The organism is Sphaerisporangium viridialbum (assembly GCF_049674955.1).
GTDB classification, from domain to species: Bacteria; Actinomycetota; Actinomycetes; order Streptosporangiales; family Streptosporangiaceae; genus Sphaerisporangium; species Sphaerisporangium viridialbum.
In genome coordinates, this window is sequence record NZ_CP187232.1 from 4,538,757 (window position 1) to 4,559,742 (window position 20,986).

Here is a 20,986-nt window from a genome sequence, read left to right on the forward strand (position 1 = left end):
CGAGACCACCCAGCTGTACGCCCTACGACAAGATCGCCGACGCTGAGATCCGCGCCGCACGCCGACGCCGGGACCGGGTAACGAGCTGAGGGGATCTGCACGACCAGGAGAGCCTCGCTCGCTGCAATCAAGATCCTTCTCAGCGCCGACGGCTGTTCACCGGTTCCTCGCCCCCGGGGGCTGTGCGGCGGCACCCTCGCTCGTGACGAGGGTGCCGCCGCCGGTCCGCGATCCCGGGCGCGTCACCGCGCCGTCACGGGGTCAGGAGGCGCTGCAGGTGAGGGTCGGTGTGGCGGCGGTGCCGTTGGCGGTGAAGCCGAAGGTGGTGGTCGCGTTGCCGGTAAGGCTGCCGTTCCAGGATTCGTTGCGGACGGTGACGCTTGCTCCCGAGCCAGAGCGGACGCCGCTCCACAACTGGGTGATGGCCTGGGATCCGGGCCAGCTCCAGTTGACCGTCCAGCCGTTGATGGCGCTGTTGCCGGCGCGGACGGTGACGGTGGACTGGAAGCCGCCGGACCAGGCGTTCACCGTCTGGATCGTGGCCGCGCATCCACCGGGCACCGGTGTCGGGGTGGGCGTCGGCGTGATGGTCGGGGTGGGCGTCGGCGTCGGGGTGATGGTCGGGGTGGGCGACGGGCTGGAGTCGTTGAGGGTCGGAGTCTGCCAGTCTCTCCACTCAGACAAATTGCCCTGCGCCCTGGACGAGATCCTGATCGCGCCGGGAGTATTGCCCGTCTTCAGCAAGAACTTCTGGATGTTCTGCTGCAGGGGGGTCCTCCATTCAGGCCTGTTGGCGCAGTGATTACCGTCCTGGATGTCGGACCAGTAGGTGATATTGTCTCCCGCGCCGAGCGCCTTGTAGACCTCCGCTCCGCCCAGGGCCGCCACGCTCGCGGACTTGGGGCCCAGATTGGCAATGTGGGGATTATCCATGATGAATAGTCCTCGCGGCGCGACCATTGCCACCATTTCATGCGTGTCCACCGGCAGCCTGGTCGGGCTGCTCGTGAAGGAGCCGAACGCGTCGCCCAGCCACGGCTGCTCACCGTAGGCGCTGCTCAGACTCTGGGCGCCTTCTCCGGGAATCCCGCGGAAGATGGGAACACCAGCGCTACCCGACTCGATCGGCATGGTCAAAGCGATGCGCTGATCGAACGCACCGATCACGAAGGCGCCCTTTCCGAACCGCGAGCATCCCGTGACGCCGGTCGAATCCGCTTTGAGAATGCCGCCTCCCGACTGCTCGATGACGTCGATGATTCGGCTCACACCCCAGGCCCAGGCGAGGAGCAGCCCTGTGCTGCTCGAGGAGCCGTAGATGCTGTAGAACGCGCCTTGTTTGTTATTTCGTGGCGTGCCCTCTTTTCCAACCGCGTAGGGGTCGTAGTTGATGACGGCAGCACCAGCCGCCTTGATGGCGGCCGTGTCCGCTCCGAATCCTCCCAAGACGACGACGGCCGGGAAAGGTCCGGAACCACTCGGCAGTTCGACGCTAGCCGAGAAGCTGGAGCTCCTGCCGTTGTGCGTCACGTTCACAGTGATGCCGGTTCTCGAGACCGTCCCCGTGACACTTGCCGGCTTTCCGGGCTTCTCGCCGTAGACGAACTTCTCCGCCAGCTTCTTGATCTCTTCCCGTCGGCACCGCCAGTCGGACTTGGCGGAGATGCGCGTACCATCCAGCTTCTTGAAGGGATCGGGGAGGCGGGAGTTGGTAGGCAAAGATCCTGAGTCGGGCAGGCCGGGCACCGCGCAGTCGGCACCCTCGTCTTCAACACCGGCTGCAAGAGGCGCGGCGGCCTCGGCTCCTACCGTTACCGCTCCACCGACCGCGACCGTCGCCGCTGCCGCCAGCACGGCGACCGTCGAACGGATCTTAGAGCGGACCGAGCTGATGATCACTAGGGCTCTCCTTCCGGGTACGGCGATGGAAGCGACGATCGGCGATCGATGATCACGGATGTCGAGTACGTCAGGCGTCGAGCAAGATCTTGCGGAGCGTCAATACCGCTCCAACGCTGTCGGTTCTTCTCGCCGGCCATCACTTGGTGACCGCACTCAGTGTGAGAAACGCCACGGAATGTGTCAACGATATCGCTGAAACGTTTCGGGACCAATACCACTCTCAGTGGCCTTGACTAGGGCATATCAATAGGCTTGGCTTTGAAAGTTTCGCAAGCTCGGAGCGGAACAATGACAGTCAAGCCTGTTCTGACCTCGTTCTGAAACATTTCGAACTCCTGGCCTCCCCGAAGGACGCCGACTCGACGCCGGTGTGGTAGATCCCGGCGACCGCCCCGGAACGGGACCGGCGCGGCGATCCGGGCGCGACGTCGCCGCTTATGAGAGGTGCCGCGGTCGGCGCACAAGGGGGAGGAAGATCGTGTCGACGATCTCTTCGAGGACGCGGTCGGGCACGGGGGCGAAGGTCGTGAGGATTTCGTGGCGCAGCAGGTCGAAGGGGAGGGACTTGATGCGTTCGCTGAGGTGTTCCGGTTTGATCTCGCCGCGTTCGACGGCGCGGTCGAAGAGCACGCCGGCGGTGTTCCCGCGTCCTGTGGCGAGGAGGTCGCCGGGGCGGGTGCCGGTCTCCTGGTAGTAGTCGGCCAGGTGCACGCTCATGACGGGGATGAGCTGGACGCGGGTGGCGTTGATCGTCCGCATGAGGGTGAGGACGTCCTCGCGCAGGCTCCCGGTGTCGGGGACGTCGACTCGGGACTGCTCGGCGGCAAACACCTGTGGATCGCCGCGCTGGGCATGTTCCTGCTCGGCTCGGTCCTGTGCGCCTCGGCGTGGAGCGCGACCAGCCTCATCGTCTTCCGCGTCGTCCAGGGCATCGCGGCGGCATCATGATGCCGCTCGGCCGACGACCTACGCGAAGCGCTCCGCTTCGTCGCCTACGACAGCGGCTACCCCGCCAGCCTGGCGGCGCTCGCCCGCCTGACCGACCTGGAACGGGAGCACGCCCTACCCGCCCCACCGGCCAGGGCCACGAGGTGAACGCCAACGGCACGAGGTGAACGCCAACGGAACGGGCAGCCCGATCCCCGACCCGATGCGGCAGGCCGTGGCCGCGCTCGACGCGCCGTTCGGCATCTACATGGATCTGCAGTCGCGGATGCGCGCCGACATGCGGCTGCTGTCGGTCCGTGAGCGCGCGTTCATCACGATGACCGTCGACGTGCTCTTCCAGACCCTGCAGGAGAGCTTCCGCGCCCACGTGACGCGCGCCCTCGGCGCCGGCGCCACACCGGACGAGGCCCGTGCCGTCGTACGGTTCTCCGCACAGTTCGGCATGACCAAGGCATGGCGCGCCATGCACGTGCTCGACGCCCTGCTCACCGAACTCGGCGCCGCCCGGATCTGACACACAAGGGAGGCGATTTCGGGCCTGACCTGGAGAAACGATGTGCGTCCGGCGGCGGAGCAAGCAGCTCCGCCGCTTGGCCACGTACCACGCCGTTCACGCTGACGCTTAGCGTGCACCGGTACTGGATCGGGTCGACGTGCTCGGCATAGAGGCAGCGGAAACGCTCCTCGGCGCTGGCGTGGTCGCGGCTCATGACTCCTCCATGTCCGGCACCGGTGAGATCGTTGCACCGGCCATCAGCAGTCTCTCCGCCAGCGCGCGACAGCGCCTCCCAAGCTCCGGAGGGTCGAGTACCTCGAAGTCGTGCCCCAGCAGGAGCACGTGCATGAGCACGAAGTCGAGGCTGCCGGCGCCACTGAGCACCTCGCAGAGCTTGCTCCCTCGCCGTCGTACGACGGCCGCCGACGCCGGAATCTGCGCGCGCACCGTGTCGGCCGACGCGTGCACGAGGAAGCGCGCCTGGTGCGGGTAGACCCGACTCGCCACGCCCTCCTGCACGTACGTCGCCGCGTCGGGCACCGCGCGCGGGCGGAAGCGCCAGGTCCGTGCAGACACATCGGTCATCCGGTCGACGCGGAAGCTGCGCCAGTCGTCGCGATCGAGGTCGTAGGCGAGGAGGTACCAGCGCCGGTCGGAGGCGACCAGGCGGTAGGGCTCGACCCGCCGCTGTCGCACCTCGCTCCCGGTCGGGTAGTCGAAGCCGGCCTCGACCTCGTCGCGGCAGGCTCTGGCCAGCGTCATGAGCACCTCGGGGTCGACCGGCGTGCGGCCTCCGCCGAAGGACTCCACCGAGCTGGAGAGCGCGCGCACCTCGTGCCGCAGCCGGGTGGGCAGCACCCGGTCGAGCTTGGTCAGTGCCCGGAGGGCGGCGTCGCCGGCGCCGGCGACCGCGCCACCCGCGCCGGCGAGCAGCGAGACCACTGTGGCGATCGCCTCCTCGTCGTCGAGAAGCAGCGGCGGCAGGTCCTGCCCCGGGCCGAGTTGGTAGCCGCCGCCGACACCCTGGCTGGCATGCACCGGATAGCCGAGCGCGCGCAGCCGCTCGACATCACGCCGTACCGTGCGCGGCGTGACCCCGAGCCGGTCGGCGAGCTCGGGGCCGGTCCAGATCTGGCGCTGCTGCAGCAGCCCGAGCAGGGTGAGCACCCGCTCCGTCGTACCCCGCTCGTCACCCCTTGCCACGTCCATGTCGCCCACCCTGCCAGAATGGCGGACCGATCCTGTCCGCTAGAGGTGTCAGGGTGACTCCATGGATGCAGACGAACTCGACTGGAACCGGACGCTGCGCGAGCAGTGGGAGTTCCACTGGAACCATCAGCTCCGAGCCCGGCTCGACGGCCTCACCGACGACGAGTACTTCTGGTCGCCGGTGCCGGACGCCTGGAGCGTGCGGCCGCGCGGCAGCTCGACGGCGCCCGTGCGGCTCGGTGCCGGGGACTTCACGATGGACTACGCCTACCCCGCCCCGGTCCCCGCGGCCTTCACCACGATCGCCTGGCGACTCGGTCACGTCATCGTCGGCGTGCTCGCCGCGCGCAACGCGGCGCACTTCGGCGCGCCTGCGGCGTCGTACGAGACCTGGGAGTACGCCGGCAGTGCGGCCACCGCGCTCGACCAGCTCGAGGCCCAGCTCGACCTCTGGCTGGCCGGGGTGCGCGGCCTCGGCGAGGCCGGGCTCCGGGTCCCGGTCGGCGCGAAGGAACCCTTCCCCGAGGCGCCCATGGCCGATCTGGTGCAGCACATCCACCGCGAGCTGATCCACCACCTGTCCGAGGTCTGCCTGCTGCGCGACCTCTACCTGCACACGAAACCCGGCACCTCCAGGGGAAGACTCATGACCGCAAGGACGACACACCTCGACCCTGAGGAACTCCACAGCAACCCTGCCTTCACGCAGGGCGTGATCGCACCCGCTGCCCGGACGCTCTATGTTGGTGGCCAGCTCGGCACCGATAGCACCGGAAACCTGCTCGACGGTATTGAGGCGCAAGCCACTCAGGCAATGCGAAACGTGCTGACTGTGCTTGCTGCCGCGGGCACCGGTCCCGAGCATGTCGTCAAACTCAACATCTACCTCGTCAATGGGGTCGACGCACAGGTGGGATACGCGGCGTCGCGATCAGTGTGGGGCGATCACCGCACAGCCATCACGGTCGTTTCCACCGCAGGACACGCCCGCCCAGGCGCGCTCGTGGAGATCGACGCAGTAGCGACCATCCCCGAATAGGACGAACCCACGGATCGAGCCTGCAAAGTGGCGGCGACAACCCTTGGTTGTCGCCGCCGCCACCGACACCGCCCAATGCGCGAGCGACGAGGTCTGCAGCATCCTCACCGGCCCGGCGGCCAGCGCGTAACGTTCCCCAGTGGATCAGTCCGTGGAGGCGGACCACTCCACCAGCGGCGGGCGCACCGCGGCGCACAACGGGTGACCGCGCGAATCCGTCAGCCCCAGCCGGGCCACCAGCAACCCGTCTTTCACCGCGGCGTCCAGCACGGCCGCGGGGATGCCGTCGAACCACAGCTTCGCCCGCCGGAACATCGCGAACATCCCGGCGTCATCGACTGTGCCCCATGACAGGTACACGAACCGGCCGCCCGGCCTGCCTTGCACAAACGGGCCCCGAAGATCCCATCCGGTCTCCCCGCGGGTCGCGGTCACCTCCAGCTCCCAGGCCGCCGAGGGGGCATCTCCCGGATGCGGGTTGAGCAACTCGTCACGGCGGTCGCGCCGCTGCACACCCACGTGGATGTTGCCGTAGCCGGGGAAACCGGGCGTCTGCCCGCATTCCCGCCCTGGCAGGTCGGACGCCTCGATACGGATCAGCACCCCGGCATCATCCCCCGGACTCACGGCGTTCACGTATGTTCGGCTGCGTCATCAACGCAATGCAGCGCGGTCTGTACCACGTTGATCGCACTCGCCGGAGCAGTCGTGCTGGTGGCCGCCTTGCGTCCCACTCGACAGCTCACGAAGCCGGTACCTGAGCAGGTCGACGTCCTGGAGTCAGCCGCTCCATGACCGTGCCCACCGGGGCGGATGCTCCCCACCGACGTCAAGCGGCCGGAGGAGGCCGGGAGCGGGGCGACTCCGCAGAGCATGGCGAATGCGGCTTCTCTTGGCCGGTGAAACAAGCGGACGGCAAGTAATCGCCAATCCGTCTCTCGCATCGTTGGGAGCGTCCACCGCGGAAAGGCGAAGCGCAATGACCAAGGTCGCGTACCCTCGGCATCCGGTCGCTCTGGCAGGCCGCGGGTCGATGGGCGGAACGACGAGCCAAAGGGCCCGCGATGCCACGGGCGAGACGGCCGCGGACCCGTACCCGCTGACGGGGCGCTGGCCGTTCGTCGGCCGCCACGCCGAGCTGACGCGGTTCTCCCAGGTGCTCGCGGACCGATGGAGTCAGGGCTTCGTGGTGTGCGGCCCGCCTGGTGCCGGGAGATCACGGCTGGTGGAGGAGTGCCTGATCTCGGCGGTGGACGAGGGATACCACGCCGTGCGCGCGGCGGCGAGCGCGGCGGCGTCGACGGTTCCGTACGGGGCGATAGCCCACCTGCTCCCGCCCGACGTGGACCCCGCCAACCCCGTGGCGGGATTCGTCTCGGTGTCCAAGGCGCTCGCCGGAACGGCGCGGAACAGGCTCGTGGTGCTGGTGGACGACCTGCATCTGCTGGACGCGGCCTCCGTGGTACTGACGAGGCAGCTCATGGACGTGGGCCTGATCTTCCTCATCGGGACGATCCGTACGGACGGGTCCGTCACCGAGGCCATGGAAGTGATGCGGCGGGAGGACTCGATACACCGGGTCGACCTGGCCGAATTCGACCAGGACACGGTCGAGGAGCTGCTCCGTACCGTGTTCGGCGGACCCGTCGGGCGGCGCACACTGCACGAGCTGTTCAGCATGTCCGGCGGCAACGTGCTCTATCTGCGCGAACTGGTGCTCGGAGCCCTCCGGACCGGGGCGCTGGCGAGCGACGGGACGTTATGGGAGCTGGCCAAGGGCGCACGGCCGCTCACGCCACGACTGACCGAGCTGATCAACGCCCGGCTGGCGTCCGCGGGCGGCACGGGGCGCCCTCTGCTGGAGCTCCTCTCGCTATGCGAACCGCTGGGAGCCCTCGACGTCGCCGCCCGCCCGCAAACCCTCATCGACCTGGAACAGGCAGGGCTGATCCGCGCGTCCGGCGATGGGCGGCGCGTCAGCCTGACTCTGGCCCACCCGCTGTACGGGAAGGTTCTGCGAGCACAGACGCCCCTGATCCGGCGCCGGGCCATGCTGCTACGCCAGGCCGAGCGGATCGAGGCCCATGGTGCCCGCCGCGGTGACGACGCGCTGCGCGTCGCCTCATGGCGGCTCGCGGCCACCGGCACCGCCGACCCTGCCCTGCTCGTCCGGGCCGCGGCCACGGCTCGCCGCGCCCATGACCCTGCCGGCGTCCTCGCCGTGCTGAGCAAGGTGCCCGCCGAACACCACACGACCGGATCCCGGCTCCTGTACGGCGAAGCGCTCATGGAGACGGGCCGGTGCCACGAAGCCGAGGCGGTGCTGGCCGGCGTGTACGAGCAGGCGTCCACCGACCGGGAACGGCGGGTGGCGATTAGGATGCGGACCCACAACCTGTTCTGGATGGGCGCGCGGACGAAGGAGGCCCTTGAACTCAACGACGAGGCACTCGCCCGCGTCCCCCATGGAGCCGATCGCGAACTCCTGCTCATCGACAGGGCAACCATGATCACGATGTCCGGCAGGCCCGCCGAGGGGGTGGAGCTGCTGGACCCGCTTCCACGGGAGGCACTCAGGACCCAGGACGTGAACGGGTGGCTGTGGGGTACGTCGTCGAAGGCGACAGGGCTGGCGCTGCTCGGCCGTACCCGTGAGGCGTGGTCCCTGGCCGAGGCGGCCGAGCGGGCCCACCGGGCACATCCGCAGGACGAGCAAGCCCTGCTTCCCCCGGCGTTCACCTACGTGCTCCCGCTCACCCACGCGGCGGCGGAGGACGGCCGGCTGGCCCTGGCCCGTGAGATCGGAGCGCGCGGCACCGACGACCTGCTCACCGGGCGCGGCGGAGGTTACGGGGCGACGTGGAACGCCTTGAGCCGGGCACGGGTGGAGTGGCTGGCCGGAAGGGTGGCCACGGCGCGTCACTGGTATGCGGAGGCGGCGGCGCCGGCCCGAGCCCAGCACCATCTCCGGCCCCTGCGTCTCATCCTCTCCGGGCTGTGCGCGACCAGCGCGGTGCTCGGTGACGTCGAGGTGGCCGAGGCGGCCCTGGACGAACTTCACACCTACCCGGGTCAGCAGCTCTTCGCCGGCGAAGAGCTGCTCGGGGAGGCCTGGCTGCTGGCGGTTCGGGGGCAGCTGGCCGAGGCGCGGAAGACCCTCGTTCGCGCCGCCGCGACGGCGCGGGACACCGGCCAGCTGACCTGCGAGGCGCTGCTGCTCACCGACGTGGCCCGCCTCGGAGGGGCCAGGCAGGTGGCCGGTCGTCTCGCGACACTGGCCGGGATGTGCGACGGCCGCCTCACGACGGCCCGGGCGCGAATGGCGGGCGCCCTGGCCGCGAACGACCCGGAGAGGCTTGTCGAGGTCGCCGACATGCTCCAGGACATCGGCGCGGACCTCCTGGCCGCCGAGGCCGCCACCACCGCCGCCGCGGCCTGGCGGCAGAACGGCGCCCTCCGCCAGGCCGCCGCGGCGGCCGCACGCGCCGTGGAGCTGAGGACGCGCTGCGAAGGCGCGGACACGCCCCTTCTGGCCACCGGCCACGAGGCCGTTCCCCTGACCGCGCGCGAGCGCGACATCGCACTGCTGGCCGCCGGCGGCACGGCCAGCAAGGACATCGCCCGGACCCTGGTCCTGTCGGTGCGCACCGTCGACAACCATCTGCAGAAGATCTACACCAAGCTCGGGGTCACCACCCGGCGTGATCTCGCCCATGCCCTTCGGGGAAGGCAGGCTCAGCGGATCCCCACACCCGCCCCTCCCCCTCGGCTCCCCCCTCTTCCCTCGCGGGAGGGGGCAGGGTCGGAGCGGCGGGGGAGGCCGGCGGTCTCCCCCGCCGCGGTGACACGGGCTATGGGCCGTACGCCTTGACCTCCAGCATTCCGACCGAGAAGCCGGCGGCGCTCTGCAGCAGCACGCGCAGCCGGGTGGTGTTCACCGCGGTGAAGGTCACGGTGTTGTACTGGCCGGCGGAGACGGGGTAACCGCTCGCGCCGGCGACGTCGACGTAGGCGCTGCCGTTCCAGGACTGCAGCTTCCAGGACGCGGGCAGGTCGATGCCCTGGTCGTCGTCGAAGAAGTACACCTGCGCCTTGTTGAGCGTCACCGCCGACGGCCAGGTCAGGGCGCCCCACTGCTCGCCCTGCTCAGGCCAGGTGCCCCAGCGCGGGTTGACCGTGTCGTTGGAGGAGGACGGGTCGATGCCGTCGTTGAGGGCCGCGACCGACTCCCACGCCGAGGTGGTGGAGGCGGACGGCGTCGCCGACAGGGCGAGGTTGGCGCCGGCCGGCGGGGCCGTCCCGCCCCGGTTGTAGATCTTCACCTCGGTGAGGCCGCTCTTCGCGCCGGAGGCGTTGGTCATCAGCACGCGCACCCGCTGCGCGGTGACCGGGGTGAACCGCACCAGGTTGTAGTTGCCCTGCGGGGTGCTCGGCGTCTGCGCCTGGGAGCCGGCGTTGGTCCAGGTGCTGCCGTTCAGGTACTGGATCTGGTAGGAGGACGGCGGCCGGTAGGTGCCGCTGGCCGGGCGGCTGTCCTTGAAGTAGAGCCGGACCTCGTCGAGCGTCTTGGCGCTGCCCAGGTTCAGCTCGTACCAGTCCTGGGCGTTGGGCGAGCCGCCCGCCCCCCAGAAGGGCTCGTTGATCGGGTACCCGTCGACCGCGGAGCCGGTGCTGGTGCCCGAGCCGGTGTAGGAGGCCGACACGGTGGCGCCCTGGGCGAGGTTGGTCAGGTTGCCGGTGAGGTCGGCCCCGGCCTTGGCCAGTTCGTCGACCACGCGCGGGTCGGACTGGACGACCTGCTGCGGCGCCTGCATCCCCGGGACCGCCGTGTTGAAGGCGACCGTGCCGGCGGTGCCGGGGAAGGTGACCGCGCCGGTGCCGGGGTCGAAGACGAACGGCACAAGCTGGTTGACCGTGGCCGCCCGGCTGCCGTTGACGTAGATGGAGTACCCCTGGGGCACGCCGGGGTACTTGACCACGCCGTCGGCGGGGTCGTCCCAGACGATGGACAGGTCGGAGTTGCGGTAGCGGATGTTGTTGACCGCGAAGTTCGACCAGCCGATGTTGATCGGCGAGAGCTCCACCTTGTTGTCGTTGCGCGGGCGCAGCCCGGCGACGTCCTCGATCAGCGTCCAGTTGCTGCTGCCGAGGATGTTGTGGTGGATCCAGGACCGGTAGGTGATGGACGAGCCGTTCCAGTTGGCCCAGAACTCGTTGGCGTCCGGCCACTGGGTGTTGCCGCCGACGTACTGAGCCCAGGTGTTCCAGTAGAGCAGCTTCTTGTAGTCGTCTGTGGTGATGTACGAGCTGGGGTAGTTGCGAAGCGCCGAGGAGAAGAGCCGGAACTGCACGGTGGAGTTGATGGTCGAGAAGTTGTTGCTGCCGGGGTTGCCGGCCGCCGCGGCGGCGGCCTTGTCCTTCTGGTTGGCGGTGTAGAAGGGGAAGACCGGGTATTCGGCCGGGTCGGCGAACAGCCGCAGCGCCTCGCGGTAGGTCGCGGTGTTGGGCATGAGCCCCACCGCGTACGGATAGAAGTTGTTGATCTCTTTCCACGGGTCGAGCGTGTTGGTGGCCACGTGGCGGTGTTGCAGCACGCGCGCGGTCGGATTCCACAGCACGTTGACGACCGCGTTCTGCACGCGGGTGGCCAGCGCGCGCATCTCCGCCGCCTTGGTGGCGTTGCCGATCGCGTCGTAGGCCTGCGCCGCGGCGAGGGCTTTTGCGCGGTGACGGCAAGCTACCGGAGCCCAAGAAGGTCAGGGCGGGGGCCGTTCCGTCACCGTTGATCGACGTGTTCTTGCTCGGCGGCCGCGGCGTAGGCGGCGTCGAGGCGCTCGAACGGGCCTGGACCGTCGTGCGGCTTCGGCGGGGCGTCGAGGTGGCGGACACGAAGCTCGTCCATGAGCTCCTCGATGAACGCCGGACCCTCATCGCGCATGAGCTGCTGCCGGCTCCGGAGCTGGTCGCTGCCCGGGCGCCAGTCGAGGCTCCAGTTGCCGAGGGCGTAGATGATCGGAAGAGTCTGGATACCAGCTTCAGTGAGACTGTAGCGAGCGCGCTGCCCCCGCGCGGCGGTGCCGCGGGTGAGGATCCCTGCGTCGACGAGCCGCACGAGGCGGTCGGCGAGGATGTTCGAAGCGATGCCCTCGATCGACCCGGTGAGCAGCGCCCGAAAGTAGCGGCGGTCGCCGAAGATGACGTCACGAAGCACGAGCAACGACCAGCGATCTCCGAGCACCTCGACGGCGGCATTGATCGGACACCCGGACCGTGGTTCCACGATTCCTCCTTGACAGGTATTTCGTCCTACCTATAGTAGTTGCAGAATACAATCACTCTTGGGAAGAGGAGCTGATGGGCCGCTTCGTCTATTCGATGCAGGTGTCCCTCGACCTGCGGATCGAGCAAGTTCCTGGGGACAACGGTGCTGGCGAGTGGCTGCGTATCCACGAGGAGCTGCACCGCGAGTGCAACGCGCTGACGCAGGCGCTCGCGCTCATGGTCCAGGGCCGGGTCTACTACGAGGTCATGGAGGAGTACTGGCCACGGGCGCACGAGGACGCGTCGCTGCCGGATTTCATGCGTGAGTACGGCGAGATCTGGACCGCCAAGCCCAAGGTGCTTGTCTCCCGCACCCGCCGCAGCGCCGATCACAACACCCGGATCATCGGCGGAGACGACGCGATCGAGCAACTCGCCGCCCTGCGGGCCGGGACCGACGGCAGCATCAGTGTGGGCGGCGCGGCGCTCGCGACGCAGCTGCTCCGGGCGGGGCTTCTCGACGAGCTGCTGCTCTTCACCCATCCCGCGATCCTCGGCTTCGGCAGGCCGCTGTTCGACGACTACGATGTGCCGGTCGAGCTCGACCTGCTCGAGCAGCGATCGTTCGAGCAGGGCGTCACGATGCATCACTACGCCATCCTGGATGTAAAGGAGGCGAGCTCGTGCTGAGGCAGGTCGCGGAGGGTGTGCTGGTCCACGAGAGCGAGTTCGTGCAGAGCAACGCCGTTGTGGTGCAGGGCCGGGCCGGTGTGTTGCTCATCGACCCCGGGGTGACCGGCTCCGAGATCGACTGCCTCGCGAGCGACCTTCACGAGTTGGGTCAGCCCGTTGTGGCAGGGTTTTCTACGCATCCGGATTGGGATCACCTGCTCTGGCACGCCCGGCTCGGCGAGGCGCCCCGTTACGGCACGGCGCGCTGCGCGGCCGCTGTCCGAGATCAGCTGTCGGACGCAGGAGCGAAGGCTCGCATCGCCGCCCACCTGCTCGAGACGGAAATCGCCGGGCAGGTACCGCTGGACCTACTCGGCCTCATTACCGGCCTGCCCGCCGAAACTGCGCAGATTCCTTGGGATGGCCCTCAAGTCCGGATCATCGAGCATCAAGCGCATGCCCCGGGCCACGCGGCGCTGTTGATCGAGGAACGCGGGGTTCTCGTCGCCGGCGACATGCTTTCTGACGTCCTGATTCCGATGCTCGACTTGGACGACACCGCGGACCCGATCGAGGACTACCTCACCGCGCTGCGGCTGCTCGAGGGCGTGGCGAGCGACGTCGATGTCGTCGTCCCGGGCCACGGTTCCGTCGGCGGATCCGACCAGGTACAGGCACGGATCGACCAGGATCGGGCGTACGTACTCGCGTTGCGGAACGGCCAAGTTCCCGCCGACCCACGGGTCGGCCCATCGGCCAAGCCTGGCTGGGAGTGGGTGAGCGACGTGCACGAAGGGCAACTCCAGCGCCTCGCCCAATGAAGCGAGCGCGACGGGGCGCCCCGCCGGCGATCCGCCGCAACGCCGAGGCGTCCGCCCGCATCCCGTACTTGGCCAGCGGGCGGCACCTCCAGCAGCTGGTCCAGGACGTACCGCTGCCCGATCGTCAACAGCCCCTCCAGCACACCCCACAACCGCTTGGTCGTGTCGTCGCGGACCTTCGCGACCTCACCGACGGGTGGGGTGGTAAAGATCCACGTCCCACCCGACGCCATCCGCATCGGAACGGCCAGTGACGATAAGAGGCGTCCGCCGGGCTCCTTAACGTGACTGGCCGTTCGGTTGCTGCTCAAGCCCGGGGTCGCCTCAGTTGTCGGAGATCCCGTCACGGGCGTTGCGGGTCTCCGCCGCGTCGAAGAACGCCTGCGCGACGGCCCGCCACTGGGCCGTGCCGTCGTAGAAGCCGGGCAGCGTACGGAACTCGGCGACCAGGCCGCCGCGCGTGTTCGCGCCGCCGCCCACGTTGCCGGCCGGGACAGTGGGCAGCCCCTGAACCGCCGCGTTGCCCATGCGCCTGCCGCCGACTCCGGTCGGATTGGCGACGGGCTGACCGGCCAGCGCGACACCGGCGACGCCGGCCGCCATGTTCGACAAGGTGGCGGCGTCGGTGTCGCCTGGTGCCGCGGCGAAGACGTCGACCGCGGCGAGCGGCGTGCCGACGTCGGCGGCTCTTCCTGTGGCGGTGAAGAGCAAGTTCATCAGAGCGGCCTGGTTGGCCGTGAAATAAGCCTGCTCAGCGGGGGTCATCCCATAGGTGGTGATGACGCTGTTCGGGCTCTTGATGAGCACCGGCGCGAGGTTCTTGGCGGAACCGCTGAGATCGCCCAGCGTCAGCGTGCCGCGGCGGAGGTAGAGAGCGAGGTGGGTGAGCCATCCGCGCAGCCCGCGGAAGTTGCCCGCCTGCGCGCGTTGAGCTGTGGTGGCGGCGTTGTACGCCTGGTCGGCGAGGTTGCGCCCGATGTCGACCGCCTCCCGGATGTGGTCCTTGATGTCGCGGTAGATGCTCTGCTCGGTAGGGGTCGGCACGCGGGTCGCGACGGCGTACTGCGATTCGGCGTACCACTTCAGAAGGCTGTGGTATTCGCGCAGGTCGATGCCGATGTTGACCTGGATGCTGCCCTCGAGGTTGTGCTGCGGTACCCGGATCGCCGGGTAGGCGCCGGTGTCGGTGTAGTCGAAAGGCCCCAAGCTGACCGGGAGGGGCATCGCGGGGGCGCCGAGCGCCGGAAACGCGCCGACCCAACGGGTGGTGAGCTGGTTGGTCTGAACATCGATCTGGGTGATGAAGGCGTCGATGTTGTTCATGGCCGCGGTGAGCTGGGCCTGGCCGTCCGCCGGAGGGTCCATGACGATCTCGATGATCGAGTCCCGGCTACCCTGGCGGATCGGCCACCCCGCCCCCATCGGCTCCGGCGGCAGCACGCGGTCGTCGTGGTCGGCGTCGACCCGGTAACCGTTGGCGGGATTACGTATGGTCCCGTAGTTGACCCTGCCGTTCATGTCCCGCATGCCGACCGCGGTGATGCGGTGCCCCTGCTTCTTCGGAAGCCCCGCGACGGACTCCTTGGCGACTTCGGCCTTGATCTGCGCCACCTCGGCGGGGGTGAGCTTGTCGATGGGGATGGACACCTCGATCTCCAGGCCGATCGCCCGCTGGAGGACGAGGGCGCCCCCGCCCCGGAGGCGGTGGGCGGACCGGCGCGCCAGGCGTGCGCGGCCGGTGCCGATGCCGGCTCGCTCCCCGCGGGCGAGGGCGAGCAGTTCGCCCGCGCAGATGTCGGCCATCGTCTCGTCCGGGTCGTCCGGACGGCCGATGACGAGCCCGCGCCCCGCCTGGTGGGCGCGCGCGCCGGCGTGCTGCTGTGCGACGTGCGTCGCCTCGTGGCACAGCAGCCGCAGCCCGTCGAGCGTGCCGGGGTCGTAGGCGCCGGACCGGAAGTACATCTCGCCCCCGGCGGCGAAGGCCCTCGCACCGGCCGCGCCCGCGAGCTGGTCGGCGGCGGGACCGGCATGGTATCGGACGGCCGAGAAGTCGACGCCGAAGTACGCCGAGAACAGGCGCGTCAGCCAGTGCGGTAAGAGGCTTCCGCGGCCGTGAGTGGCGCGTATTTCTCCTTCCAAGGCGGCGCGGGAAATCGGGCGGGACGCTTTTTGGGCAGTTGACACACGGGCTCCAGAGTGTGGTGAGCGGGTATGCGGTCGGGCGGCCTACCCGAAATCGCGGCCACACGGCTCACCGTTACAAACCCACAGCTCACGGCCCGGATGGCGATATCATGCGCTCCATCTCGTGTCCAATGCCCTTTTCGCCTTGGCCGCGTGTGCCCGGGTGAAAGGCCGCGTCGGCCCGCCGTTCTTTTCTCGTCATCAGAAGCCATGCAAATCTGTGCGAAAAAGGCTAAATCATCTTATGTCATCATTCATGGCCATATTCCATGAAAGTCGGGATCGGCTTCCGTGGGGACGCGGTCGAGCGACGCGGAGTCGTGGGGCGGCCGGCAAGCGACCGTCGAGCTCGGTTGAACGTGCTGGTTCAGTAGAACTGTTAATCTGGTTCGGTTCGGACAACCAACTGGTTCACAAGTCGTGGCCTGCCCGCGCTGTCGTGCGGACCTTCCCGCAGGCCATCAACGCACCTGCGACCGCGGACTAAGGACACTGACTTGACGAAGACATTCGTGATCACGGGTGGCACCGATGGAATCGGGGCGGCTGTTGCTCGCGCGCTGTTCTCCCGGGGAGATCACGCCGTAGTGATCGGAACGGACCCGAAGAAGGCCGACCGTCTCATCCGCGAGGCGGCCGATGCGCCAGGAAGTGCGGCCTTCTTCCCGGCGAACCTCAGTCTGGTGTCGGACACCCGGCGCGTCGTCGGCGATCTGCTCGAGGCCTACCCGAGAATCGACGGCCTCGTGATGTGCGCGCGCTTCTTCCGGACGTACCGGTCGGTGACCCCCGATGGCTTCGAGGACAACTTCGCGCTCTTCTACCTGAGTCGCGTCCTGTTCGGCTACGGGTTGCTCGGCGCCTTCGAGAAAGCTCATGGCGCGGTGGTCGTCAACGTGGCCGGCCCGGGCCACGACACACCGATCGACTGGGACGATCTGCAGAGTGCCCGGCAGTACGACGGCGTGCGGGCGATGTTCATGACCGGGCGACTCAACGATCTGCTCGGGGTCACCTTCGCCGAGCGCCACGGCAAGGGCCAGGTCAAGTACGTGCTGTTCCACCCGGGGACGACATCGACGGGCTTCGCCGGTGAGTTCGACCCGCCGACGGCGGCGTACATCGAGCAGCAGAAGGCACTGGCGAAACCCGCCACCGCCGTCGTGCCTCCGATCCTCCGGCTTCTCGACGACCCGCCCAAGGAGCCGCTCAGCGCGTTCAACATGTACGACGAGCTGAGCGTTCGAAGCAGGCTCTTCTCACCGGAGTCAGCGGCTCGCCTCGCGGACATCACGGCAGAGCTACTGGACCTCCACGCGAAATAGCGGGCCCCGGCGGACCTTGGCGGCCCGCCGGCCATCGCACACCCCGCCGTCCCCGCCCACTGGATCGGTGTGGAGGGCCGCTGCCTTATGCCAGGCTGTCCAGCCAGGCGCGGTGGAGGCCGGCGAAGCGGCCGGCTTCGGCGATGAGGCGGTCCGGGGGGCCGTCCTCGACGACAAGGCCGGCGTCCATGACGAGCACCCGTTCGGCGATCTCGATGGTGGACAGGCGATGGGCGATGATCAGGGCGGTACGGCCGGCGAGGACGGTGCGCAGGGCGCGCTGGACGAGGCGTTCGCTGGGGACGTCCAGGCTGGAAGTCGCCTCGTCGAGGATCACCACGGCCGGGTCGGCGAGGAAGACCCTGGCGAACGCCACCAGCTGCCGCTGCCCGGCCGACATACGGCCGCCGCGCTTGCCGACCTCGGTCCGGTAACCGTCCGGCAGCGCCGCGATGAACTCATGCGCGCCGATCGCGCGGGCCGCCTCCTCGATCTCGGCCGGGGTGGCGGCCGGGCGGCCGAACCTGATGTTGTCCGCCACTGTTCCGGTGAACAGAAAGTTCTCCTGCGTCACCGTCACCACGGCCCGCCGAAGCGTGGCCTCGTCGAGGTCGCGCAGATCGACGCCGTCGAGCAGGACGCTGCCCGCCGTCGGGTCGTAGAAGCGGGCGATCAGTTTCGCCACGGTCGTCTTGCCCGCGCCGGTCGCGCCGACCACCGCGACGATCTGCCCCGGGGGGATCTCCAGGTCCAGCCGGGGCAGGACCGGCACGCCGTCGATGTAGGAGAACTCGGCCCCCTGGAACCGCACAGCGCCGCGCGGGCGCGGAAGCGGCACCGGATTCTCGGGCTCGGCCACCACGGGCCGCTCCTCCAGAACGCCGGAGAGGTTGGAGAGCGCCGCGCCGGCCGACTGGAGCGTGTTGTAGAACTGGGAGATCTCCTGCATCGGCTCGTAGAACTGCCGCAGGTACAGCAGGAAAGCGGCGAGCACGCCGACCGTGACCGCGTGGTGGAGCGCGAGCCAGCCGCCGTACAGCAGGACCGCCGCGACCGTGACGTTGCCGATCAGCTTGATGCCCGGCATGAACACCGCGACCAGGCGCATGCTGCTCGCGCTGGCGTCCCGGTAGCCGGTGTTGAGCTCCTCGAAGATCTCCTGGTTGCGTGGCTCTCTGCGGAACGCCTGGACCGCCCTGATCCCGGTCATCGACTCCACGAAGTGGACGATGACCAGCGCCACCGCCTCACGGGTCCGGCGGTAGACGATGCTCGACTCACGCCGGAACCACCGGGTGAACAGGAACAGGATCGGCAGCGGCACCAGCGCGACCGCGCCGAGCGGGAGGTCGAGCACGAGGAGCAGGACGGCGGTGCCGAACAGCGTGAGGACGGCGGTGACGATGCTGTCGAAGCCCGACTGCAGCATCTCGGCGATCGCGTCGATGTCGGAGGTGAGCCGGGCGATGACCCGCCCCGAGGTGTATCGCTCGTGGAACGAGAGCGACAGTCGCTGGAAGTGGTCAAAGACGCGGCGGCGCAGCTCCAGCAGAATGTCTTGCCCGATCTGTCCAGATATCTGGAGGAACGCCCGACGGGTGAACGCCTGGGTCAGCGTCGCGGCCAGGATCGCCGCGACGGTCACGAGCAGCGTCCCGGCGTCCTCGTGCCGCAGTATCGGCGGGATGCCGGTGTCGATGCCGACCTTCACCAGGTACGGGATCGCGAGGCCCGCCGCGTTGGAGACCACGATGACCGCGACCAGCAAGGCGATGGGCCGCCGGTGCGGACGCAGCAGGTCGCCGAGCAGCCGCCGGGACCGCGCTCGCAGCAGCACCGACACCTTGTCCGGCAGCTCCTCCTGCTTCTCCGTGGCGACGCCGCGCCAGCGTCCCGGTTCGACGGCCGTGCTCGGTCGCTCGCCGTCCTTCGTGCCGGTGACCGTGCGACTCATCGCAGCGCCTCCTCGTGGTCGAGGTCGGCGTCCTGCGCGAGCAGTTCCCGGTACTCGGGGACCTTCGACAGCAGCTCGCGATGCAGGCCGACGTGCGTGATGGTGCCGTCGCGGAGCAGCGCGACCTTGTCGGCGAGCAGCACGGTGGACGCGCGGTGCGCCACGACGAGGCCGGTCGCGTCCGCGAGCACCCCGCGCAGCGCTTGCTCGACCAGAGCCTCGGTCTCGACGTCGAGGGCCGACAGGGTGTCGTCCAGCACGAGGATCCTCGGCTTGCTGAGCACCGCGCGGGCCAGGGCGAGCCGTTGCCGCTGGCCGCCGGACAGCGACATGCCCTGCTCGCCGATCCGGGTGTCGAGCCCCCACGGAAGGTCGTAGGCGAAGGCGGCCTGGGCGATTTCGAGCGCCTCCCGCAGTTCCTCCTCGGTCGCCTCGCCCCGGCCGAGTGTGAGGTTCTCCCGCACGCTCATCGAGAACAGCGTCGGCTCCTCGAAGGCGGTGGCGACCACCGACCGCAGCGCCGGCAGCGCCAGGTCACGGATGTCCCGCCCGTCGATCGTGACCCGGCCCTCGGTGACGTCGGCCAGCCTCGGCACCAGGGCGGTCAGCGTCGTCTTGCCCGAGCCGGTGGCCCCCACGATCGCGACCGTCTCGCCCGGCCGCACGTCCAGCCAGACGTCCCGCAGCACCGGCCGTTCGCCGCCGGGGAAGCGGAAGCCGACGCCCTCGAACCGCAGGTGCCCGCGCGGCCGCTCGATCACCTCCGCGCCGCCGACGATCTCCGGCTCGGTGTCGAGTACCTCCATGACCCGGTCGGCGGAGGTCATCGCCTCCTGCGCCATCGCCAGGATGTAGCCGAGCGACGCGATCGGCCACACCAGTTGGAGCATCAGCGTGGTGAAGGCCACCAGGGTGCCGAGCGTCAACGAGCCCGCACCGACGGCCAGCGCGCCGAGCAGGAGCACCATAGCCAGGGTGACGTTCGGGATCACCTCCAGGAAGGTGAAGAAGCGGGACGCCAGCCGCACCTTGTCCATCGAGACCCGGTGGACCTTGCGCGCGACGGCGTCGAACTCGGAGAACACATGCGGCCTGCGCCCGAACGCCTTGACGGTGCGGATGCCGACCGCCGCCTCCTCGACGTAGGTGGCGATGTCGCCTTGCATGTCCTGGACCTCACGCGAGATGCGGCGGTACTTCTTCTCGAACCGCAGCGACACGGCGAAGATCGGCACCGCGGCCGCCACGATGAGCAGGCCGAGGGGCCAGTACATCCGCAGCAGCAGCACGGTCACCGTGATGAGCTGCAGGATGTTCATGACGAGGAACAGCAGGCCGAACCCTGAGAACCGGCGGATCGTGGACAGGTCGGTCGTCGCGCGGGACAGTAATTGGCCCGACTGCCAGTCGCCGTGGAAGCTCATCGGCAATCGCTGCAGGTGCCGGTAGAGATCGTCGCGGATCGCCGTCTCCAGTCCGAGCACGGCCTTGGTCTGCATCCACCGGCGTACGAAGGTCAGGAACGCCTCGGTTACGCCCAAGGCGAGTGCTAGGAGTCCGAGCGGGAGAAGGGCGGCGCTGCGGCCGTGGCCGACCGGGCCGTCGATGATCTCCTTGCCCACCAGCGGGATCGCGGTGGTGGTGGCGATGCCCGCCATGGTGGCGAGCCAGATGAGGAGCAGGCGGGGGATGTAGGGGCGCAGGTACGGCGTGAGCCGTCGCAGCGACCGGGACCTCCCGCTACGGGGTTTGTCTGGGGAGTCGGGGGCAGGGCCGGAGTCTTTACCGTCGGAAGGCATGAGGAAGCAGGGCATTCCTTACGAGTCGGCGCGATCGGCGCGATGGACAGGGCGGAGGGCGTAGGTGTCGCGGCTGCCTCGGGGGCGCGCGTGGGCAGCCACGGCCGCAGGGATTACCTTCACCTTCCAAGCCTGTTGCTCCCCGATCGACCGATTTTCGGGCGCTGGGATGCTCGACGCCCCGGCAGGTGTTCCGAGTTGGCATACCCACTGCGCGGACGCGGCCCACATGACCGGACGGCGAGCAGGACGAATGGCCCAGGCCGGACAGCGGTCGACCACCCAGGCGCCGCCACGCGCCGGGCGAGTCACAAGCACGATGGCTCCCGCGTCAGGCCGTACGGAGCCCGGCGACGGGTCACGGCCCTTTCACAAA

Annotated in this window: 16 protein-coding genes and 1 pseudogene; 7 read left to right on the top strand and 10 right to left on the bottom strand. The window is 69.0% G+C overall.

The window, feature by feature from the left end:
* Positions 1-261: 261 nt before the first annotated feature.
* Together ACOZ38_RS20310 and ACOZ38_RS20315 are read right to left on the bottom strand one after the other, a co-directional pair.
* A complete protein-coding gene (locus tag ACOZ38_RS20310; RefSeq protein WP_424532659.1) occupies positions 262-1,899 on the bottom strand; it encodes a cellulose binding domain-containing protein in 1,638 nt (545 codons plus the stop codon).
* A gap of 438 nt (positions 1,900-2,337) precedes the next feature.
* The gene (locus tag ACOZ38_RS20315; protein ID WP_424537053.1) at positions 2,338-2,661 is read right to left on the bottom strand and encodes a TetR-like C-terminal domain-containing protein; all 324 of its coding nucleotides are present in this window, start codon (positions 2,659-2,661) and stop codon (positions 2,338-2,340) included.
* Between ACOZ38_RS20315 and ACOZ38_RS20320 the strand changes: the two genes are divergently transcribed.
* Together ACOZ38_RS20320 and ACOZ38_RS20325 are read left to right on the top strand one after the other, a co-directional pair.
* Positions 2,608-2,850, top strand: a complete 243-nt coding sequence (locus tag ACOZ38_RS20320; RefSeq protein ID WP_424537213.1) for a hypothetical protein — start codon at positions 2,608-2,610, stop codon at positions 2,848-2,850. The genes ACOZ38_RS20315 and ACOZ38_RS20320 overlap by 54 nt on opposite strands.
* Before the next feature lie 163 nt (positions 2,851-3,013).
* Entirely contained in the window at positions 3,014-3,364 is a 351-nt protein-coding gene (locus ACOZ38_RS20325) for a carboxymuconolactone decarboxylase family protein (protein WP_424532661.1), read from the top strand.
* Positions 3,365-3,556: 192 nt separating this feature from the next.
* Here the strand turns inward: ACOZ38_RS20325 and ACOZ38_RS20330 are convergent, their stop codons facing one another.
* A complete protein-coding gene (locus tag ACOZ38_RS20330) occupies positions 3,557-4,555 on the bottom strand; it encodes a helix-turn-helix transcriptional regulator (protein WP_424532662.1) in 999 nt (332 codons plus the stop codon).
* A gap of 61 nt (positions 4,556-4,616) precedes the next feature.
* Here ACOZ38_RS20330 and ACOZ38_RS20335 point away from each other — a divergent pair, with 61 nt between their 5' ends.
* A complete protein-coding gene (locus ACOZ38_RS20335; RefSeq protein ID WP_424532663.1) occupies positions 4,617-5,594 on the top strand; it encodes a Rid family hydrolase in 978 nt (325 codons plus the stop codon).
* Between the two features lie 144 nt (positions 5,595-5,738).
* Here ACOZ38_RS20335 and ACOZ38_RS20340 read toward each other — a convergent pair whose 3' ends face one another.
* A complete protein-coding gene (locus ACOZ38_RS20340) occupies positions 5,739-6,197 on the bottom strand; it encodes a DUF5990 family protein (protein WP_424532665.1) in 459 nt (152 codons plus the stop codon).
* 376 nt (positions 6,198-6,573) lie between these two features.
* On the opposite strand from ACOZ38_RS20340, the gene ACOZ38_RS20345 reads away from it, so the two are divergent.
* Positions 6,574-9,465: a LuxR C-terminal-related transcriptional regulator gene (locus ACOZ38_RS20345; RefSeq protein WP_424532666.1), complete on the top strand. Its 2,892-nt coding sequence runs from the start codon at positions 6,574-6,576 to the stop codon at positions 9,463-9,465.
* Here the strand turns inward: ACOZ38_RS20345 and ACOZ38_RS20350 are convergent.
* The 3 genes and pseudogenes from ACOZ38_RS20350 to ACOZ38_RS20360 form a co-directional block, all read right to left on the bottom strand.
* On the bottom strand, positions 9,446-10,408 hold the full coding sequence (locus ACOZ38_RS20350; RefSeq protein WP_424537054.1) for a discoidin domain-containing protein: 963 nt from the start codon (positions 10,406-10,408) through the stop codon (positions 9,446-9,448). The two genes, ACOZ38_RS20345 and ACOZ38_RS20350, sit on opposite strands and share 20 nt — an antisense overlap.
* Positions 10,409-11,056: 648 nt before the next feature.
* Positions 11,057-11,299 (bottom strand): annotated as a pseudogene (locus ACOZ38_RS20355) (MGH1-like glycoside hydrolase domain-containing protein); the annotation flags it as partial.
* A 71-nt stretch (positions 11,300-11,370) separates the two neighbouring features.
* Positions 11,371-11,874, bottom strand: coding sequence for a winged helix-turn-helix transcriptional regulator (locus ACOZ38_RS20360; protein WP_424532668.1), 504 nt, complete (start codon positions 11,872-11,874; stop codon positions 11,371-11,373).
* Between the two features lie 74 nt (positions 11,875-11,948).
* On the opposite strand from ACOZ38_RS20360, the gene ACOZ38_RS20365 reads away from it, so the two are divergent.
* Positions 11,949-12,545 carry a dihydrofolate reductase family protein gene (locus ACOZ38_RS20365; protein WP_424532670.1) on the top strand — a complete coding sequence of 199 codons (597 nt, stop codon included), beginning with the start codon at positions 11,949-11,951 and terminating at the stop codon, positions 12,543-12,545.
* Entirely contained in the window at positions 12,539-13,348 is an 810-nt protein-coding gene (locus tag ACOZ38_RS20370) for an MBL fold metallo-hydrolase (protein WP_424532672.1), read from the top strand. The genes ACOZ38_RS20365 and ACOZ38_RS20370 overlap by 7 nt, the downstream gene beginning before the upstream one ends.
* 324 nt (positions 13,349-13,672) lie before the next feature.
* On the opposite strand, the gene ACOZ38_RS20375 is transcribed toward ACOZ38_RS20370, so the two are convergent.
* On the bottom strand, positions 13,673-15,487 hold the full coding sequence (locus ACOZ38_RS20375; protein ID WP_424532674.1) for a DUF4157 domain-containing protein: 1,815 nt from the start codon (positions 15,485-15,487) through the stop codon (positions 13,673-13,675).
* Positions 15,488-16,029: 542 nt separating this feature from the next.
* On the opposite strand from ACOZ38_RS20375, the gene ACOZ38_RS20380 reads away from it, so the two are divergent.
* A complete protein-coding gene (locus tag ACOZ38_RS20380) occupies positions 16,030-16,857 on the top strand; it encodes an SDR family NAD(P)-dependent oxidoreductase (RefSeq protein ID WP_424532676.1) in 828 nt (275 codons plus the stop codon).
* A gap of 85 nt (positions 16,858-16,942) precedes the next feature.
* Here the strand turns inward: ACOZ38_RS20380 and ACOZ38_RS20385 are convergent, their stop codons facing one another.
* Positions 16,943-18,811, bottom strand: a complete 1,869-nt coding sequence (locus ACOZ38_RS20385; protein WP_424532678.1) for an ABC transporter ATP-binding protein — start codon at positions 18,809-18,811, stop codon at positions 16,943-16,945.
* Positions 18,808-20,610 carry an ABC transporter ATP-binding protein gene (locus ACOZ38_RS20390; RefSeq protein ID WP_424532680.1) on the bottom strand — a complete coding sequence of 601 codons (1,803 nt, stop codon included), beginning with the start codon at positions 20,608-20,610 and terminating at the stop codon, positions 18,808-18,810. The genes ACOZ38_RS20385 and ACOZ38_RS20390 overlap by 4 nt, the downstream gene beginning before the upstream one ends.
* Positions 20,611-20,986 lie beyond the last annotated feature (376 nt).

Bases quoted from the DNA above. Each gene is read 5' to 3' on its own strand.
- ACOZ38_RS20315 (WP_424537053.1), bottom strand. From the start codon at position 2,661: ATGCGGACGATCAACGCCACCCGCGTCCAGCTCATCCCCGTCATGAGC.
- ACOZ38_RS20330 (WP_424532662.1), bottom strand. From the start codon at position 4,555: ATGGACGTGGCAAGGGGTGACGAGCGGGGTACGACGGAGCGGGTGCTC.
- ACOZ38_RS20335 (WP_424532663.1), top strand. From the start codon at position 4,617: ATGGATGCAGACGAACTCGACTGGAACCGGACGCTGCGCGAGCAGTGG.
- ACOZ38_RS20345 (WP_424532666.1), top strand. From the start codon at position 6,574: ATGACCAAGGTCGCGTACCCTCGGCATCCGGTCGCTCTGGCAGGCCGC.
- ACOZ38_RS20350 (WP_424537054.1), bottom strand. From the start codon at position 10,408: ATGCAGGCGCCGCAGCAGGTCGTCCAGTCCGACCCGCGCGTGGTCGAC.
- ACOZ38_RS20365 (WP_424532670.1), top strand. From the start codon at position 11,949: ATGGGCCGCTTCGTCTATTCGATGCAGGTGTCCCTCGACCTGCGGATC.
- ACOZ38_RS20385 (WP_424532678.1), bottom strand. From the start codon at position 18,811: ATGAGTCGCACGGTCACCGGCACGAAGGACGGCGAGCGACCGAGCACG.
- ACOZ38_RS20390 (WP_424532680.1), bottom strand. From the start codon at position 20,610: ATGCCTTCCGACGGTAAAGACTCCGGCCCTGCCCCCGACTCCCCAGAC.